Here is a 17,595-nt window from a genome sequence, read left to right on the forward strand (position 1 = left end):
GCCCCACCCGTATGCGCCCAGCGGTCCGCGACCACCCGATCGAGACTCCCGTTCGAAACGCATCTCTCAAGATCGGAACGACAACAGCTTCTGAGAAGCCGGCCAAAGATGTCCGACGCCTTGGCTTCCGCCACGTGTTTTCGCTGCGCCAGCTGACGATGAACCACGGCGTCGCCGAAGGTCTTCGGAACCCGGCTCAGATCCAGGTGGGCGCGACCGTCTGGCTCGAAGTCAAACCAGCGAAACTCCAGGTCGCTGGCCTTCCCTAGGTCAGGTACAAGGCGGAAGCTTGTCGCGCTCACGTCCGTCCAGGACTGGACGTAGTTCGGCTTCCGCTTGTACGCCTTCACGTACAGAGGCGTGACGATGAAGCGGTGGATGAAGGTGTCGAACGTGCCGACGAAGTGGGGCGCCCGCAGGGCCTCCTCCTGGGTGCCACACCGGCGTCGAACCTCGTCCACCGCGGCGTTCGTGAAGGAGATGAGGGCGATCCCGCGTCGGGGCTCCTCGTCGGTCCGCTTCACGAAGCGGGCGACCATGGCACGCGTCTTACCGGCGCCAGGGCAGGCGACAGCGAACAGGCTGTCCTCCGCGCCGACAAGGGCCTGCTGGTCCTCGGTGAGCTTCACCTCATTCACCGTGTCTCACCCGACGTGTCCGCCAGGACGCCCTGAATGGCATCGGTCAGGTAATCGGGAGCCACGAAGGTCTCGCCGCTCTCGATGGCCAGGGCCACATCGTGCGCGAACTCGCCTTTGCCGATGAACTTCTTGTGCTTGCGGAGCTTCAGGTAGAAGCCCCAAGCAGGCCCCCGCTCGTTGTCGAGGATCTCCTGCCACTTCTTCTTGGAGCGTGTCTTCTGTTTAAGGAAAGCCACTTTGAGGACCGGCTCATTGGCCTCGGGCGTAAGGAGGTCCGCCTCCAGGGTGTGTGGCGCTTCGGCGACGATGAGGTGGCCCGCGGCCCCGATCGACTCCGCGTGAGCGGCGAGCCGGCCCTTGCGGTTGTTCACCGCAGTGTCGTCATCGTCGTCTTCCACCTCGTCCTCATCTGGTTCGGCGTCCTCGTTGGCAGGGTCACCTCCGGCCGGGACGACCGTCGCCTCGTGGGCTCCGTCTTGGCCGTCCCCGGTCTCCCCTGCGTCAGTCTCCTTCTCCTTGGGGATGTCCGGGTCGCCGTCGGTGATGACGGTCAGTTTGTCCAACAATCGGCATCCGTTGACTTCCGACAGGAGCAGCGTGATGTACGGGGCGAAGTCGACGCTCCCGACGTTGATGATCGTGACGCCGTGGAAATCCCGCCGCTGCTTCACCTGGTCCTCCCCGCGGAAGACGCAGTGGCGGGCGATCACCGGCAGCAGGACCGCTTCGGCAATGCCCTCGACGAGAATGACTCGACGTGCGAAGAGGAGGCCGGCCCTCGTCGCATCCAGGTACTGGTTGATCTTCCGCCGCTCGGGGTCCGAGAGCGCGATCTTGGCCAGAGGGAGGGCCTGGGTCTTCCTGCGCAGGACCTCCCTCTCCTGGCCCTGGTCGTCCTGGGCGGTCTCCTTGTCCACCCGCGTGCGTAACGCCACGACGTTCTCGATGCCGACGCTGCTGGCGAGGTTTGGCGAGTGCGTGCTCGCGACGACCTGGATGCGACCAGCGGGACCCTGGGTGTCGTCCTTGAGTGACGCTTCAGCCTGCTCTTGCAGGTAGTCCAGCAGGACTGCCTGGAGCTGGGGATGGAGGTGGACCTCGGGCTCCTCGACGAGGAAGAGCGTCAGCTCCATGTGCTGGGCGTTGCGCAGCTCCAGGATGACCGTCGCGATGAAGAGCAGGTTGGCGTAGCCGAGACCCGACTCGGTGAGGTCGGCCGGTGGGATGCCGGCCTCGGCCATCTTCACCCGCAGGCTCCGAGCCAGACGGTGCAGCTCGTACTCGGCAAATGTGACCTCAACGGTCTGCCCCCGGACCGAACCGGTCAGTTCGCCCAGGTGCCCTTGGATCTCTGTGGTCGTGGCGGTCAGGACAGGGTGGGCCTTGAGCTTCGTGAACGACTCGTTGGCCTGCGCGCGGAACGCTTCCTGTTCGTCCTCCCCGGTGAGGTAGCGGATGATCCGCAGCAATCGGTTCCCGTCCGAGGAGTCCAACTCCCGCTGGGCATCTCGCAGTGGCGCCAGGTAGACGTGCGCAATCTGGTCGCGCTTGTCGGACTCGGCGTCCGGTCCGTCCACCGGCCCCGCAGTCACGGTCGGACGCATCTGCTGCCGGGCTTCGTCCCGCTTGTATGTTGTCGTGTAGGTAGCCTGGCTGGTCTCCACGTCGAGCGCGGTGATGTAGTGGGCTCGCTGGGCTGACGACAGGCCGTCGTACGTGGCGCGGAACCGGGCCTCCTCGGCCTCGCGGCCGTGCGACAGGTCCGACTCGTCGAACCAGCGGGTGGCTCGGCGGTTCAGTGGTGTCGTAGCCAGCCGGAGGGCTTCGATGACGTTGGACTTACCGCAGTTGTTCTCGCCCACGAGCAACGTGATGCCGGGTCGGAAGTCGACCTTGATGTCGTAGCACGACCGGAAGTTCTTGATGTCGAGCTGCCGCAGGTACATCCCGGCTTTCGGAGTTTCCTGGCTCACTAACGCGCCCCCCGCTAATTCACGAAGCCATTTTACGCAAAGCGGTCATATGCGCCATGCGTCACATGGGCATGCCTTGTGCACTTTGACACATGATCCACGTGGCGCTCGAATAGACCGACAAGTAACACACGGTGGCGTTAGTCACGTTCGCTCTACGAAGTGGGGAGCTTCAATGAGCCTTGAGTGTCCTGTCGGCCAGGGCCGTCCGCTTGTGGAGGGTGCGGGCTGTGTCGAGCAGTCAAGGACGTCTTCGGCGGTGCGTTGCGCTGGGCTTCGGCCAGCCTGGGCAGCTCCCCCGCCCTGGACCTGGCTGTCCCGGTGTGAATAGTTGAGGTGCAGGGGATCCCGGTGAGATAGATCTAGCTGCGGCTTTCCTGCTCGTCGCCGACGTACCGCGCGCTCAGGATGCCCTTGCCCTACAGAACGGGCGTGCGAGCGTCCCCAGCACGTCGACCAGCCCAGTGCCCCGCGAACCCGAAACGTGCGTGGCCCGGGCTGAGCTGCTCCTCTTCCTTGGTGTGTTGCCCACGTGAGGGTAGACGCCATGGCCGGTCTGACAGGCCCGCTCACCGAGGAGTAACGCCTCCTCATCGACACCGCGTCGACGACATACGTCGGCAAGAGCGCTTCCCCAACTTTTTGTACGTCGCCTACCGCATGCGCAGGAACGGCCATGACGCGGTCAAGATCATCTACAGCTTTACGTGCTCGCCGCGACCAGGTTGCACGGCTGCCGGGCCGTCGAGTGGTGGAGGCACGGCTCCACCCCGCAGTCCGACGGGCCGGTGTACTTGACCACGGCCGGGCTCCATGACCCAACAGCTACCGAAGCTGGTTATGACGTCGCCTCCGTCGCTGGTCTCGCGGGCCAGGCCCCGCCTGCAGGGAGCACCTCGCGGCAGTTGAGACGATCGCAAAAGTTCAGATCCGCTCCGCTAGAAGACGAACCGGTGTGTGGCTCAAGTGCCGGCGGTCCTCCTGAACCAGCCGGTAGACCTCACGGGCCACATAACGCTTGAGGCAGCGGATGACCTCTCGCCGCGTCTTGCCCTCCAGCACGCGCCGTTCGTAGTACGCCTGAGTTCGCGCATCCCAGCGCAGCCGACTTAACACGATGCGGTGCAGCGCAGCGTTCGCCTGCCGATTACCGCCGCGGTTGAGCCGGCGATGCTGCCTGTTCCCGGACGAGTACTCCACCGGGCTCGCTCCGCACAACGCGGCAAACGACGCTTCACCGCGCAGGCGGTCGCTGTTGTCACCCATGGCGGTCAGCAGCACCGCTGCGCTATGCGGTCCGATGCCCACAGCGTCGATGAGCCGGGGGTGATAGCATCGGACGAGGTCCGACAGTCTGCCTTCCAGCACTCGGGCCTGGGCCCGCAGCTGCTCGATGCGCTCGGCCAGCACACGTAACGTAAATCGTGTCGCCCGGACCACAGAATCCGTGCTGTCGTCGCCCTCCCTCAGTTCCAAGCAGGCGCAGACAAGCGCGCGGCGGGACAGCGTGGCCAACTCTTCTCGCAAGGTCGGGTCGGCGGTGACCAGGATCGCCTTAAGCTGGTTGGCTGCCTGTCTTTGCGCCTTAACTTCGGAGTCTTTGGCCATGAGGTACAGGCGCGCGGTTTCGGCGGGACCGCTGCCTGACTTCACCGGCGAGTGCGCACGACCGCTGAGCACCGCACGTGCAGCGGCTTCCGCGTCACCTCGGTCCGACTTGCTCCGTCGGCGGCGGGCCGCCCGCCCAGGGCCTGGAGCCTCAAGGACTTCGATGCCCTGCGACAGGAGATGGCGCGACAGGGCCGCACCGTAGTTACCGGACGATTCCACTCCGGCGCGACGTATGTCACCCAACTGAGTTGCCCAGGCGTGCAGTTGTTGATAACCACTCACAGCGGCCGGGAAACGCTCGATTCCCAGAGTTCTTCCGGTCATGGCAAGCACAGCCGCAACATGAAAGTCGCGATGCGTATCCACCCCGAATACCGCCTCCGTGGCGTCCCGGGGAGGTTCCGTGGAGCGGGCAGATTCTGGTGAAATGATCGTTCCTTTACCCCCAGTCGTGGATTCACCATGTTCGCAGTGCCGCCGGCCCGGACAAGCGGTCACCAGTGAGACAGTGCACGAACGCCGCGCAAGGCAGTGCTCTGGACACGCTTGCCCGAACCAGCGTCCGAGCGCACCGCCTGGCCCCGTGAGCGACGCAGGATGGTCAGGGCACTACGGACCAGAAATTTCAGGAGTCAGCTCCGACGCCTGCGGCGGTGCGTCTCCATCCTTCCCGGCCACCCGCCCACCGAACACACAGCCCTCCCCCGTGACAAACACGTTGAAGCGCGGCAGCGCTCACGCCCCCAGGGCGGCGCCCGAGGTTACGCCCCTAGACAGACCACACGCCGGCGCGCGCTGCACGCGTGGGCGGCCTGCACTCCCCACACGAGTCTGACAACTGCGGGTTCCAAAACGGACGTGAACCCGGCAGCAGCGGACGACACGTCGGTGCCGCCACGACAAGGTCATCTCTTCGCATCACCTTTCTCAACCACCAGCACCAGGGGCCGTCCCCTGCTAACGCGCGGGGCGCCATGGACTAACGGCCGCGAGGCCCAAGCCGGGGGAACATAGCAGCGAACCGCCGGTTAGCCAAACCGGCAGCTCCGCGGACAATTGGTGGCTACCGCGCCTACCTGCGTCTGAGCACTGCATACCCGGCACAAAGCACCACCCGTCAAAGCGAAGGAAATCGATGCACATAGGAGAGAGCAAACCTGTGAGCGCCCAATACAGTCCCGCGCACATTCGTGCCACATGGAACGGAACGGGGAGCGTGGAGGACGCTGCAAGGGCGCTTGGGTTCTCGCGAGCGAAGGGGTACGACCTGATCCGCAGGGGGCGGTTTCCGTGTCGCGTGCTTCGCATCGGACGAAGCTCGCGCGTCGTCACGGCGTCCCTCCTCCGTGTACTCGAAAGCGGAGAACCGGAGTACAACTGCCCGCTGATGTCATCGGTGCCCTGAGCCAGTGACGGTGAGGCCCCGCCAATCACTTGGCGGAGCCTCACCGTCAAGGGGTTGCCGCACGACGAGGTCCCGCAGTGGCGCGGGCCCCTCGACTCGACTGGCCTCTGTGAACTCAGCGAGGATCGCAACGACGCTGACATCGACCGATTCGTCTTCCCGCTTGGGAGGGAACCACCGAGACTTGGTCGCCGTGCTGACGGGCTCAGCGGGTCAGCAAATCGATGGGTGTCACCGTAGCCTGCTCGTTCTCCGCGCAGCCGTCGCCGAACTCGAAGCTGGGACGCCGCAGCTGGTCGGTCGGCCACAGCACATGGCGTCCAGCGGCCACAGAAGGCGCAGGATGCGCGCGATAGACTGGCCCCAACAATCGGTCTTCCCTTTCCAGGACACCATCGACCGGGCGTCTCACGCCTCCAGTGTGCCCAGGCGTGCGGCACGAGGGAGTCGGCCTACAGGTCCCCGAGGACTTCGCGGCGCGCGTCGGCGGCCTTGCGGTTGAGCCGGTTGGTCATGGTGACGGCCGCGAAGGTGAGGAGCAGGAAGACGACCACGACCAGGACCTGGGTGACGACACCGAGGACGTCGATGTCCTGCGTGGCGTTCGCGATGATCAGCATGATGATGTTGCCGCACACCCAGGCGAACCAGATGCGGAACTTCTCGACTCTGACGGCCTTCTGGACGTCGCTGTAGCTCGGCATGATTTCCCCCTGCGTGGTGTCGGCTGTGCCGCATTGTGGCGCGCCGTGGAGTCCGCGTGCAGGGGGTGTGACGGGTTGTGACGTACGCGGTTGGTCGTGCTCGTCGGCAGCACTGGCGATCGCGTTCTCCCCAACTCCCGTACAGGCGGGCCTCGCCGGGTGAACACTGCTCGGATGGTTGATCCGATCAGCACGGCCAGCACCTCCGCAGCGAAGGCGTTGGCCTCAATCCTGACCAAGCGCCTTCAGTCGCGGGTCACAGTCCGGCTGGGGAGCCGAGATGAACGCCGTCAGGTGTATGCGAGGTTCCAGGAGGCGTCAGCTGAGGCGCTGACGGCCTACCTTGCTGCGGCCGCGCAGCACCAGTTGCACACGGTCTGGCTCTTTGGCCACCGAGTGCCTCTGACGTATCGGCCGTGGGCTGCGTACCGCGAGACCAGCCGTTCCGTCGACAAGCTCACGGAGGTCTACGGGCGGCTGTTCGCCGCCTACTACGAGTTGCGGCTCGTGGCGAACCCCGGGCCGCTGGAGGCAGCTCAGGCACTGCTGCAACGGTTGGACGGGCACAACATGATCCTCCCCGACTGGACCACCGACCAAGATCGTCTACTCATCGCCGGGCGTGTGCTGGCGGCCCAGAACACGTTCACGGACGTCTGCCGTGATGATCTCTGGTACCTGCCGAAGCGGTGGCAGGTGTATCGGCTGGCCTGGTGGAAGGCGCGCCGCTGGAGGCGGAACAACCCTGCGTGAGAGGGAGCGGACGCGTGGCGGCTTCGGCCCTACTGGGGCTAGCCTCCGCCGCGCGGCTGGTTGATGCGCTCCAGGAGCTGGGGCGGGAAGCGGCGGGCCATCTCGGGCGGCACCACCCCCCTGAGAGAGGATCACAGGCTCGTCATCGCCGGCGGGGAGGCCAGGGGTCGGTGCGGGGCCGCCATGTCGAACCATCGAGAGCCCTCCCAGGGACGCTTGTTGGGTGAGCCGGGGTTCTACCCCTCCCGGGCGCACGGGTTCGCGCGGCCCACCCAGACGCGGGCGGTGTACGGCCGCCCGGTACGCCTGCCCCTATCAAGGGCTCACGGTCAGCGTAGGCCGCTCTTGTGAGCCCTTGTCAGCCAGCGGAGGCTGCTGAGTCTTCCCCGGCCGCTCCGGTCCACTCTCTTTGCGGGTACTGCTGATAACGCGAGTCGGCCTTCGCCTGCTCTTCCAGGAGCTTCCGCGCCTGATCCCCGCGCGCTGATCGCAAAGCCGCTTCTACGACGAAGAGCTTCGCCCACTCGTAATCGTCGGCGGTTGCGGCGGCCAGCCAGTTGGTTACGGCGTAGCTCTTTTCCCCGCCGTACGTTGCGTGGACTGTCGGCGTCATGGCCTTGAAGCGCAGGAAGCTCGGAAAGTCGATACCTAGGCTGAGCACTTGCATGGCTTCTCGCACTTCCGTGGCGATCACGGAGAGCTTGTGCAATCGGCTCACCGAGCGGTCACCGTCTGGAGCGCGCGGTTCGTCGAAATGCGACAGCGTGGGCCCGAATGAGAAGGGTGCCTGCTCCCATGAGAAGCTGATGTACCCGCCGGAGTAGTGATGCCGCAGGGCTTCGAAGGCCAGGGACAAGCCGGCCATCGCGGCAACGTGATCTCCGACGTCCGCGTGGGACTGCGCCTCGCGAAGCAAACACGCCGTCTCTTCCTGGGTGACGAGGTCCACCATGTCGATCGACGCGAAGTCGACTCCGAAGACCTGTGGGGTCACCGAGGTGAAGAAGTCGGCCACCACCATGCGGGCCTGCTCGATCTGGTGTTCCGACGGGAATGACCCATTGTGCTTCAGTGCCACTCGCCAGTCGTTGAGCCGCTTCATGGCCGCCTTGCTGGGCAGCTCGTAACTCGGCTTGATCACCTCCCAGTACTGAATGAAGTCTGGCGCCTTTCTGACGTCGACCCCCAAGTGCTCCACCACCAGCCCGAGGAAGTTCTCGACAGCGTCGTGGAAGGAGGTAAGGGCGCGGGCAGACAAGACGGACGGATGACGGCTTTGCTCGATCCCCTCCTGATAGAGGAAGCGTATGTAGGCGAGGCGCTGCACAGTAAGCGGCGTCAGTGATCGCGGCACTGCGACTCCTGGGTCTGGGTTGGCCCTTGATTGTGGCTGGACTTCACGCGCCTGCGCACCCGATATCGACGGACCCGCTTCTGCGCCGGTCCGCAGGACTGGCTCAAGGCCCGGCTACGACTGCTCGGAGTCCGGCCGGAACGCCTGGGCGATCTGCGCGTACCGGGTGGCCAGGTCGAGGTCGTCGGACTGGTGGAGGGTGAGGTCGTAGCGGGCGAGGCACATCCGGCCCAGTCCAGGCAGTAGGCGCGGACCTCTGCGTCGGACATGTTGTGGATCTGGAGGCCGGCGATCCCGGGGTGGTGCAGCTTCGGCATCGGCTCGCGGAGGAACTGTCCGTCGGGTCCGGCGCTGTGCTGGGGGTCGGGGCGCGGCTCGGGTTGCCGGTTCCAGGGGCGGTCCTTGGCCATGGTCATCCTTCCTGGGTTTTGCGGTAGGGGCGGCGCCTGGCGAGGGCGGCTGTGACGGTGGAGCCCTTCCAGCGGTGGGCGCGGCCCTGAGTGTCGTCGGGGGCGGGCCAGCGGGGCGAGCCGTCGGAGCGGGACTTGGAGCGGTCGGCGCGGATGGTGACGGCCGTGATCCCGGTCAGCTGCTCGATCTCCTTCGCGGTGTAGAGCCGCGCGGGCTCCAGGTCGGCCGGGGGCTGCTCGATGTGCTCGCGGACGAACGCGGCGACGGCGGCCGCGTCGTACGTCTTGTGCTGGCCGCGTCAGCCGGTGGAGGCGGGGTCTGGGGTCTGTGGTGGGCTCCGAGAGGAGAGGCGGCCCCCAGGCTGGCTGCCTGGGGCCCCGGGGTCACCTACGTCTGGCTGTCGTCGGGGAAGTCGCATTCTATGATCTGGACCCAGGCTTCAATCCGCAGGAGCGCGAACTCTGCCCCGTCCATCCGCCACGGTGCGGGTCCGGCGGTGTGGGTGAGGGCCAGCATCTCGTAGGCCACGAACCAGTCGAGCATCAGGCGCTCGATGGTCCACTTGAGGTCCTGCGGGATGGGCTCGTCGCCCACCAGGTGGCCGGGCCCGGTCGAGGTCGGTGAGGACGTCACCGGCGCCCCCTTCAACCCCCAGATCGAAGTCCGGGACGTTGATCGGGGGCGGGAGCTCGGCGGCGCTACAGGTAGGCGATCCACTTGAGCCAGTAGTCGAGTCTGCCCGCGAGCAGCGCCTTGACCTCTTCGCCGCTGTGGGTGCGGTACGACTCCAGGGCGGCGGCAATCTCCTCCGGGGTGACCAGCCAGCCGTTGTTCGTGCCGAACTTGTGCAGCGCGATGCCGGACGGCGGGTCAGGGTGCTAGGCGAGGTACGTGTCGATCGTCTTCGCGTAGGCCACGGCCTCCGGCTTGACCGGCTCCTGGCCCTCGAGGTAGCGGACCGCGGACACGTCCTCCCAGTCGATGCTGTCCGGCTTCTCGAGCCACGCAGCGAGCGGGTGGGCCGTGGCGACCATCCCGAGCTGCTCCATCAACTGGGCGTAGCGGGACATGCCCCGGATGTTCAGCCGGAAGTAGCCGGAGTCCTCGTCCTCCGGGGCCACGACCACTCGGGTCCGGCCAGCCTGGCTGGCCAATGCCATGGCCCGGCGCGTTGCCGGCCACCGTGTGCGCCGCTCGGCGCACCACATGCCGTCCTCGCGACGGGCGGCAGCACTTCTGTATATGCCGCGTGTCGGCCCGGTTCGCCGCCTGATCCAGCCAGTGGCCGACTCCGCGCTCTACTCGGGCCGGCGTTCGTTGGTCAGACTGCGATATCGAGGTGGCCGGGGGCTGGAGGCAGGTATGGCAGCTCGGCGTGGACGAGGGGCGGCTGCGCGAAAGCGGAGGGCGATCTGGCTGAAGCGGGCGTCGGTGTGTGGGGCCATCGCCATAGCTCTCCTGGTGATGTTCTGGTCGGTGGTCTGGCCCTACGTCACGGGGGTACTGCTGCTGGGCTGCGTGGCAACGGTCGCTTGGTGGCTGTGGCGTACTGACCGGCTGGTGCGCAAGCAGGACCACCTCTGGCGACAGGCCGACATGATCGATGCCGGTCGGCGGACGCTGACCGAGGTGGATGCTATGACCGGTACGGAGTTCGAGGAGCTGGTCGCGAACCTCTGCCGACGCGACGGGTGCGTCGAGGGACGCCGGGTGGGCGGCGCGAACGACAACGGAGCCGATGTCGTGGGCCGTCTACCGGACGGCCGGAGCATGGTGATCCAGTGCAAGCGGTACGCACCGACCAGCACGATCGCGAGCCGTGAACTGCGGGACCTGCTGGGGGCCCGGGTGCATTTCGGTGCCGACCTGGCCGTGTTCGTGACGACTACGCGCTTTAGTCGGCCGTCCGAGAAGTTCGCGTTGCAGCATGGGATTCTCGCCGTACACCGTGACCACCTGGGGGTGTGGAACGGAGGGGCCTCCTTGATGTCACTCGCCGAGATCAACGGGGCCGGTCAGGGGGACGCCCGGCACCGGACCCGCTGGAAGCAGGCATACAGCGAGTAACCCCTGTATAGGGGCAGGAGGTAGGGCTGCTACCTGATCAGTTCCCTTTCGTGTCGTACAGCCGCCACACCGGCCAGCGGATGGCTTGCTCTTTCTCGCCGCTACCGCTCAGCAGGTTCCGCCGCTGCAACGTCAGCCGCAGATGACGTGCCGCGTCGGCGCCTTCCTCTGGCCCCCGATCGAGCAGTACGGCACGGGTCGCTGTGCCCTCGGGGTAGCGCACCAGCGCGTCGGCCGGATGGCCGTGGAGGTTCTCACCCAGGGTGACGGTGGTCCCGGGTAGCCGAGAAAGGGCCTCATAGAGGCGCTTGAACAGGGGGTCGCCGGCCTGGTCGTGTGGCCTGAAGCCGTCGTTTTCCGCTGCGTCGAGCAGCGCGCCGGCCACACCTCCCCGCTTCCGCCAGCGGTCTTTGTCCCCTACCACGATGAGGTGACTGCGTGCTCGGGTGATAGCAACGTTCCAGAGGTTCAGCTGGCCGGCTACCCATTCGACGGCGCCAGGGTGCATGCCCTCTCCGGCGACGAGCGAGAACACCATGACGTCGCGTTCGCCGCCTTGGAAGGTGTGCACTGTACCGACGCGCAGACGCTCCTGGTCATATCGGCTCAGCCGACGGCGCAGTGCTTCGGCCTGCGCTGTGAAGGGGGTCACGACGCCGACGGTGGCTCCTGGGGGCAGTTGCTCCAAGAGGTACCGGACGCTCGCATCCACTTTGTCCATCTCGACCTCGTTGACCCAGGAGCCGCCGTACGGCGGTCGGGCGGCCCGTCCGGGCACGTGGGTCCAGATGACGGCGGGACGTGGCAGGGCAGGGCGTCCGCGAGTGTCCGTGAGAACGGTCAGGTCACCGTCGTAGAAGAAGTCGTTGGAGACCGCGGCGATGCGCGGGTGGCAGCGGAAGTGTTCGTCGAGCAGCAGGGTGCCGCCGGCGGACTTTTCGGCGGCGTGGAAGGCGGAGTGGCGCCGGTAGGCAAGGCGGTGCTTCTCCAGCCATTCCGATCGCAGTCCGAGTTTCCGTCGGACGAGCGCCTCGCGTTCCAGGCTGATCTTCGCGATGTGCGCCAACTGCATGGCGTCGCCGATGACCAGAGCCCGCCGCGCGCGGAATAGCAGCGGCAGGATGTGCGGGATGGCGCACTGGCTGGCCTCGTCGATGACAACGAGGTCGAACAGAGCCGGGCCGGGTGGAAAACGACGGGCGGAAAGGCTGGTCACCGCCCAGCCGGCGACCGCGGGCTGGGCCTTCTGTCCGTGGGCCCGGCCGAGGACTTCCCGTATGTCGGGCCAGTCGCTGCGGTCGCTGTCCCGTGCGCGGAGCAGGTCGAGGATGCGGCGACGCCCGGCCCGTGCATGGGTCTGAACAGTGCTGGCGAGAAGGGTACGCGACGCGGCATGCACAGCCGCCTCGGCACCGTGTAGGGCCTCCGACAACTCCCTGTCGTCGATGGAGGCCACATGACTGTGCAGGTCACGCCAGTCGGCTTCGGCGGCGGCGAAGCCGGCGAGCGCGAGGCACTCTGCGACGCGATCACCGTCGTACGCACCGAGGCCGTGCATGCGCAGAAAACGGGTGCGACGCCAGCGTCCGAGGAACCACGCGCGTGCGAGGCGGCCCGCCTTCTCCTCCACCTCTGTCGGCTGCGTCGGCCCATTGAGCACCTGGTGCAGTTCGGTTACGGCAACACGGAGCTGCCTGGCGTGCTCCTCGCGGGCCTCACCGGCCTGGCGCAGCTGCCGTTCCGTGGTTGCGATATGTGCGAGAGCGTCCCGGGCACGGGAGAGCTGGTCGGCCGACACGTCGACCTCCACGGCGGCGGTGGCCACGTTGGGCGAGGCATCGGCCATGGTCCGCAACTCGTGCAGGGCGGCGATCTCGTGCTCCGCGTTGCTCGTCGCGTTCTTTCGGGCCGAGCCGGTGCGTACGACGCTGCCGGGGACCAGCCTGTCGCACCGACGCCAGACCTCGTCCACGGCCTCGTTGTTCGTGGACGCCACCAGGACGGTCTGCCCGTCGATGATGGCGGTGGCCACGAGATTGGCCACCAGTTGGCTCTTGCCGGTGCCGGGAGGGCCCGTGGCCACGGTGAGGCGGCGGGTCATGGCAGAACGGATGACTTCGGCCTGGGCTTCGTTACAGGGCAGAGGCGTCACCAGGCGCACCGGTTCCGTATCTGCCAGGGCCAGCGCACGTGCGCGTTGAGCGGCGTCGGGCGCGAGGGCGCCGAGGGCGGTCATCTGGATCTGGTCCGTCTGCTTTCCGATGTCCGTGAAATCGTCGAGCAGCCGCTTCGTGAAGCCAGTTTTGGGAAGGGCCGTGAAGAGGACCGCGGTGTTACGGGCACCGTGGCCGGGAGTGTGGACGTCGATACGGTCCGCGAGCTGGTCGGGGCGGAGTTCCTGCACGCAGGGCAACTCGAAGTCCTCGGCCAAGAGATTGCGGGCCTCCACTGCCATACGGTCGTGTTGGCCCCGGTGCCAGGAGGGCTGGAAGGTGTCCGCGAGCTGGGAGGCTTCTTCCTCGCCGAGCCAGTCGACAGCGAGTCGTGGATGTGGCTGAACCGGGCCGTAGGGTTTCAACCGCACCTCGCCCTCCCCTTGGACGATCTCGACGCGCCGTATCAGCAAGGGGGCGAACTTCGGATGCCTCCAGGAGCGTCCGGTACGCGGCCCTGTCAGGACCACGGCGGGATAGCCCGCCCAGAGTTCGGCGTCCTGCTCGGTCGCCGATTCGATGAGGGCGGCTGCCTCCTCGGGGAGGGCGACGCATCCGTCGGCATCGACACCGCCCGACAGGAAGCGTTCTGCACCGGTCAGGCAGGCGTACGACGTGTTGTGATGCCCCACCTCCATCAGCGGCGTATCGGTGTCGTCGGCCAGGATGCACTCGCGGTAGTAGTCCAGAAGGTCGGACCAGGCCGGCTGAGTTACCGCAGACTTCGCGGGGCCGGCTTGCGGCTGATCCGCGGCCTGACGTGGTCGGTGACTCAGCGGTTCGAGAATCGGGGCACGGCCGAGCGGAGAGGCGGCGATCACGATGCGGTCGTCGACACCGTGCGCCGAATGCACCGGTACCTGTCGGCCTCCTCGTGCCCGCATACGCCGGTTGACGTAGGCGAACAGGTCGTCTACCGACACTTCGCTGCTGCCGTCCTTGCTGACCTTGCCCGTTCGGAGGGCTTCGATCACCTCGGCGGTGAATGCGGAGGGCTTCACGTCGGCACCTTGACCGGCATCGGCGTACGAGTTCTCGCCGGCGCGTGAGGACGAAAGGACGTAGACGCCTCTACTGGTCAGCAGGGCCGGCTCGCCAGACTTGGCCACGGGGCCGTCCGGCTGCTGGTCGGAGGTGCGTAGGCCGACGGCGAAGCCACCGCTGCGACAACAGTCGATCATGACGACCTTCTGCGGCGCGACGCACTGTTCCAGCAGCTCATTGACGAAACCGGCGCTAACACCGGTCTCGGCCACCCGGTCGAAGTCGGTGTCCCGGGCGACGACGTGGAACTCGCCGCCGTCCCTGACCCGTCTCACACCGTGCCCCGAGACGTACAGCAGGGCCAGTTCGTCCTCATCGCACGCCGTAAGAAACTCGCCGATGGCCAGTCGCATGTCATCGGCGGTGAGGTCGGTCTCCGTCTGGATGGAGATGAAGTTGCCGATATTTCGATGCCGCAGAACCTGACCCAGCCCCCAGACATCCGCCTGTGTGGACGGCAGTGGCGCGAAGCGACCGTCATCATAGTGCTCGGTGCCGATCAGAAGGGCGCGGCGTTTGTGCAGACGGGTCACGCTGCGCCGTCCTCCGGGCCCGGACTCTCGCTACCAATGGCCCGGTCCAGGAACTCATGGACCATCCGTTCTTGCGCCGCGTCCGGACGGCCTGTGATCTTGACCGAGTTCTCCCCGTGAGACACCTCTACCTTGCGGTGCCGTTCCTTGGCACACCACTCTTTGATCAGGATGATCAGCACTTGAGATGCCGGACGGGCGACAGCGGTCGCCGTGGCCGCCCACAGCGCCACCTCCCCCATGCCCGCACCCTTGTGTCCAGGCTCAACAGACGCTTCTTCGTCCGCGAAGCCGACGGCCAGGCCGTCTGCCGACCGCAGCTTGTCGTACAGGTCCCGGGTGAGGCGCTCTTGCCGAAGCGTGTCGCCGCCCGTGGGCACAACGAGTCGCCACTGGAATCCCCCGCCCTGCATGAGCTCTCCTTGCTGACGTTCATCGCTTTTCTGCTCTGTGCACGTGACTTTGGCATGAGGTGCGCCTGCGGAGACAGCCGTGGAAGAGCGAGGGTGACGGCATTCGGCCATCCTCGCTCTCCCTCTCCGGTCGTCGTCCGCCGGTCAGCTCCGCTTCCTGGCCCGGCGCTTCCTGGGCGTCTCCGGCAGAAGGCTCATCGCCATGATTGAGCCGTCTTCACGCAGGGACACAGGTCCGTTCCAGTCGTCCTCGAACCGCGCGGAACGCCAGGACGCGCGCAGGGCGTGCGCCTCTCGTCGGTATTGCTCCACCCGGCCGTCCCGCAGGTGGCGGAAGAGGTTCTCGGCGAGTCCAGAGAACGCCTCGACCCGGGTGCCGTTCAGCCGGAACACATGGTCGGTGCCGACGAAGTTCACCCCGCCGATCTCGATTTCCACGTCCTGGACGATGCCAGTACCGGCATGGGTGAAGCCTTCGAAGTGCCGGCGGCCCTGCCGCTTCGTCAGGTACTGCGCGGTGAGTTCTCCGCCGCCGGTGAAGCCCGTCAACCCGGCAGCTCCCGCACGCGCGAGAGCGCGCCGGAACCAGGCGTACTGGTCGGGCTGCACCTGGAATCCACTGACCCTCTGCTCTTCCCCGCCGTCAGGGTCCGGGACGCGGACGTCCGGGTAGATGTTCAGGTCGTCGAGTGCCCGATCGGCGTCCGCAGCCGGATTGTCGGGCGCGAAGGCCAACGCCCCGTCGCCGTTGGCCTGCAAGATGTGAACGGTGATGCCGCCCTGCCCGAGCAGCTCAGTCGACGTCACCAGCACCGGCGTCTCGTTCCACGGGCCCACGTGCACCGCTTCCACCTGCGCCGAGGCGCTGGCCAGTTGGGTGTACACGTAGGGAGTCTTCCCATGCATCCCTTTACAGGCGAGGGGAACGACCTTCGACGGCTCGCCCGGCTTCCATGCCTCCAGAAAGAAGTTGGGCCGCTGCCGTACCCAGTCCCTGCGCCGCACGTCCTTGCCCACCAGTGCCCAGCCGGCCTGTAGCGCGATGTCGGCGTCCACGAGGGAAACACTGTGTCCCGGATACCGTTTCCGGACTATGCGCTCGGCAACGGCGAGCGCAAATCCAATGCCCAGCTCACCGGACTGAACGGTCTTGTAGTGCCGTCGCGGGTTCAGCCCCTCCTCGGACAGCTTCATGTATTTCCCGGAGCTGCCCTCCAGCGCCTGGCAGTACTTCAGACACCCCCAGTGCTCGGCCAACCCGCGTCCCGCGCCCTGCCGGGAGAGTACGGTGGCACGCCCGAGGGCGTGCAGAACCTCCCACGGCGTCACGGTGACCGACTGCCCTACCTCCACCGCGGGCACTCTCCGCAACTCTGGTTTGCGCCGAACCGGTTCCCGTCCGTCCTCCAGCCGCTCCTTGTCGTCCTTGGCCGCAGCGTCCGCTACGGCGCCGGCCAGAGCGGTGGTCGAGGCGACCTGCACGTGCCAGGGCTTCACCAAGTTTTCGAGTACGACTGACGTGTCCGTCACTGTGTGCTCCCCCCTACGGCATGCCGGATCTACACGGCAAAAGCGTGACGGTAGAACGGGTACCAGGGGCGCATACAAGGGGGCGTACACACGCGTTGGCTCATCTGGTACTAGGGCCTGTCTGACAATCTCCGTCGGATCAGCGAGCGCCCGCCTGGCCGGCAGCCCGGAGTGACCACCCGGCGGGCATTGCCGGGCAGGACCTACGAACGGCGGGCCAGCAGGTGGGAGTCGAGGAAACCCCGTTCAGAGGCCGGATCGTGGAGCAGCCGGGCGAAGGGAACAAGCCCGGCATTGGCAAGCAGTTCGGCGAGGCGGTCCGTCGGCCAGCTGTAGGCAGGTGTCACCTTGTGGTCGAACTGGACCGGCTCCGGTCCGTCGGTCCCGAAGAAGGAGATCAGGAGCAGGCCACCCGGAGCCAGGACGCGTCCCTGCTCGGCGAGCAGCTTCGGGAGTTCTCCCGGAGGGGTGTGGATCATCGAGTAGTGGGCCAGTATGCCGCCGAGTGCGCCGTCTTCGATCGGCAGGGACTCCATCCGCGCCTCCTGGAAGCGCAGTGCCGGATGGGCCCGCCGGGCGTGATCGACCATGCCAGGGGAGAGGTCGAGTCCGAAGGCGTCCAGGCCCAGTTCGTGCAGCATGGCCGTCAGATGTCCGGGCCCGCACCCGACGTCCGCTGTCTGCAGGTTGCCTGTCGCGCGAACCAGTTCGGCGAAGGTGCCGATCATGGCCCGGACAAACGGTTGTGTCTCCAGCCGGTCCGCGAACAGTGATGCGTACAGCTCGACGACTCCGTCGTAGGCCGCCCTGGTCTCGTCTTGATGATTCGCCACAGGCGGGACTCTATAGCCCAACGTCGCTTCCGTAGTGTGATCTTGGTCGGGTAGGGTCCTGATCTTGTGGCGAGCGGGCACATAGCTGGTGAGACGTATCCCGAGCGGAC

General features: G+C 66.5%; 15 protein-coding genes. 3 read left to right on the plus strand and 12 right to left on the minus strand.

From position 1 onward, the window contains the following. The 3 genes from ACIF9R_RS37265 to ACIF9R_RS37275 all read right to left on the minus strand — a co-directional run. Positions 1-629 (minus strand): UvrD-helicase domain-containing protein (locus ACIF9R_RS37265; RefSeq protein WP_399987409.1); only part of this gene is annotated, 629 nt, incomplete at its 3' end. A 5-nt stretch (positions 630-634) separates the two neighbouring features. After that, complete coding sequence (locus ACIF9R_RS37270; RefSeq protein ID WP_399987430.1) at positions 635-2,587, minus strand: ATP-dependent nuclease; 1,953 nt, start codon at positions 2,585-2,587, stop codon at positions 635-637. Positions 2,588-3,538: 951 nt separating this feature from the next. Further along, a complete protein-coding gene (locus ACIF9R_RS37275; protein ID WP_399987411.1) occupies positions 3,539-4,591 on the minus strand; it encodes an IS110 family transposase in 1,053 nt (350 codons plus the stop codon). 769 nt (positions 4,592-5,360) lie between these two features. On the opposite strand from ACIF9R_RS37275, the gene ACIF9R_RS37280 reads away from it, so the two are divergent. Then, positions 5,361-5,630: a helix-turn-helix transcriptional regulator gene (locus ACIF9R_RS37280; protein WP_382721845.1), complete on the plus strand. Its 270-nt coding sequence runs from the start codon at positions 5,361-5,363 to the stop codon at positions 5,628-5,630. Positions 5,631-5,835: 205 nt separating this feature from the next. Here the strand turns inward: ACIF9R_RS37280 and ACIF9R_RS37285 are convergent, their stop codons facing one another. Together ACIF9R_RS37285 and ACIF9R_RS37290 are read right to left on the minus strand one after the other, a co-directional pair. Beyond that, a complete protein-coding gene (locus ACIF9R_RS37285; protein ID WP_399987413.1) occupies positions 5,836-5,961 on the minus strand; it encodes a hypothetical protein in 126 nt (41 codons plus the stop codon). 121 nt (positions 5,962-6,082) lie between these two features. Further along, positions 6,083-6,334 carry a hypothetical protein gene (locus tag ACIF9R_RS37290; protein WP_399987415.1) on the minus strand — a complete coding sequence of 84 codons (252 nt, stop codon included), beginning with the start codon at positions 6,332-6,334 and terminating at the stop codon, positions 6,083-6,085. A 174-nt stretch (positions 6,335-6,508) separates the two neighbouring features. Here ACIF9R_RS37290 and ACIF9R_RS37295 point away from each other — a divergent pair, with 174 nt between their 5' ends. Further along, positions 6,509-7,087, plus strand: a complete 579-nt coding sequence (locus ACIF9R_RS37295) for a hypothetical protein (RefSeq protein WP_399987416.1) — start codon at positions 6,509-6,511, stop codon at positions 7,085-7,087. Between the two features lie 358 nt (positions 7,088-7,445). Here the strand turns inward: ACIF9R_RS37295 and ACIF9R_RS37300 are convergent, their stop codons facing one another. The 3 genes from ACIF9R_RS37300 to ACIF9R_RS37310 form a co-directional block, all read right to left on the minus strand. Continuing rightward, positions 7,446-8,441: a hypothetical protein gene (locus ACIF9R_RS37300; RefSeq protein ID WP_399987418.1), complete on the minus strand. Its 996-nt coding sequence runs from the start codon at positions 8,439-8,441 to the stop codon at positions 7,446-7,448. A 798-nt stretch (positions 8,442-9,239) separates the two neighbouring features. Then, a complete protein-coding gene (locus ACIF9R_RS37305; RefSeq protein WP_399987420.1) occupies positions 9,240-9,485 on the minus strand; it encodes a hypothetical protein in 246 nt (81 codons plus the stop codon). A gap of 245 nt (positions 9,486-9,730) precedes the next feature. Then, on the minus strand, positions 9,731-10,012 hold the full coding sequence (locus ACIF9R_RS37310) for a hypothetical protein (RefSeq protein WP_399987422.1): 282 nt from the start codon (positions 10,010-10,012) through the stop codon (positions 9,731-9,733). Positions 10,013-10,316: 304 nt separating this feature from the next. Between ACIF9R_RS37310 and ACIF9R_RS37315 the strand changes: the two genes are divergently transcribed. After that, a complete protein-coding gene (locus tag ACIF9R_RS37315; RefSeq protein ID WP_399987432.1) occupies positions 10,317-10,919 on the plus strand; it encodes a restriction endonuclease in 603 nt (200 codons plus the stop codon). A gap of 37 nt (positions 10,920-10,956) precedes the next feature. Here ACIF9R_RS37315 and ACIF9R_RS37320 read toward each other — a convergent pair whose 3' ends face one another. The 4 genes from ACIF9R_RS37320 to ACIF9R_RS37335 all read right to left on the minus strand — a co-directional run bounded on the left by ACIF9R_RS37320 (position 10,957) and on the right by ACIF9R_RS37335 (position 17,485). After that, entirely contained in the window at positions 10,957-14,709 is a 3,753-nt protein-coding gene (locus ACIF9R_RS37320; protein ID WP_399987424.1) for an AAA domain-containing protein, read from the minus strand. Next, positions 14,706-15,122, minus strand: a complete 417-nt coding sequence (locus tag ACIF9R_RS37325) for a hypothetical protein (RefSeq protein WP_399987426.1) — start codon at positions 15,120-15,122, stop codon at positions 14,706-14,708. The genes ACIF9R_RS37320 and ACIF9R_RS37325 overlap by 4 nt, the downstream gene beginning before the upstream one ends. Positions 15,123-15,266: 144 nt before the next feature. After that, complete coding sequence (locus tag ACIF9R_RS37330; protein WP_399987434.1) at positions 15,267-16,619, minus strand: hypothetical protein; 1,353 nt, start codon at positions 16,617-16,619, stop codon at positions 15,267-15,269. A gap of 236 nt (positions 16,620-16,855) precedes the next feature. Continuing rightward, positions 16,856-17,485: a class I SAM-dependent methyltransferase gene (locus ACIF9R_RS37335; protein ID WP_399987428.1), complete on the minus strand. Its 630-nt coding sequence runs from the start codon at positions 17,483-17,485 to the stop codon at positions 16,856-16,858. Positions 17,486-17,595 lie beyond the last annotated feature (110 nt).

The organism is Streptomyces sp. NPDC086080 (assembly GCF_044540255.1).
GTDB lineage: Bacteria > Actinomycetota > Actinomycetes > Streptomycetales > Streptomycetaceae > Streptomyces.

Excerpts from the sequence above, each read along its gene's own strand:
- ACIF9R_RS37270 (WP_399987430.1), bottom strand. The coding sequence starts at position 2,587 with ATGTACCTGCGGCAGCTCGACATCAAGAACTTCCGGTCGTGCTACGAC.
- ACIF9R_RS37315 (WP_399987432.1), top strand. The coding sequence starts at position 10,317 with ATGTTCTGGTCGGTGGTCTGGCCCTACGTCACGGGGGTACTGCTGCTG.
- ACIF9R_RS37325 (WP_399987426.1), bottom strand. The coding sequence starts at position 15,122 with ATGCAGGGCGGGGGATTCCAGTGGCGACTCGTTGTGCCCACGGGCGGC.
- ACIF9R_RS37310 (WP_399987422.1), bottom strand. The coding sequence starts at position 10,012 with ATGGCATTGGCCAGCCAGGCTGGCCGGACCCGAGTGGTCGTGGCCCCG.
- ACIF9R_RS37295 (WP_399987416.1), top strand. The coding sequence starts at position 6,509 with ATGGTTGATCCGATCAGCACGGCCAGCACCTCCGCAGCGAAGGCGTTG.
- ACIF9R_RS37290 (WP_399987415.1), bottom strand. The coding sequence starts at position 6,334 with ATGCCGAGCTACAGCGACGTCCAGAAGGCCGTCAGAGTCGAGAAGTTC.
- ACIF9R_RS37280 (WP_382721845.1), top strand. The coding sequence starts at position 5,361 with ATGCACATAGGAGAGAGCAAACCTGTGAGCGCCCAATACAGTCCCGCG.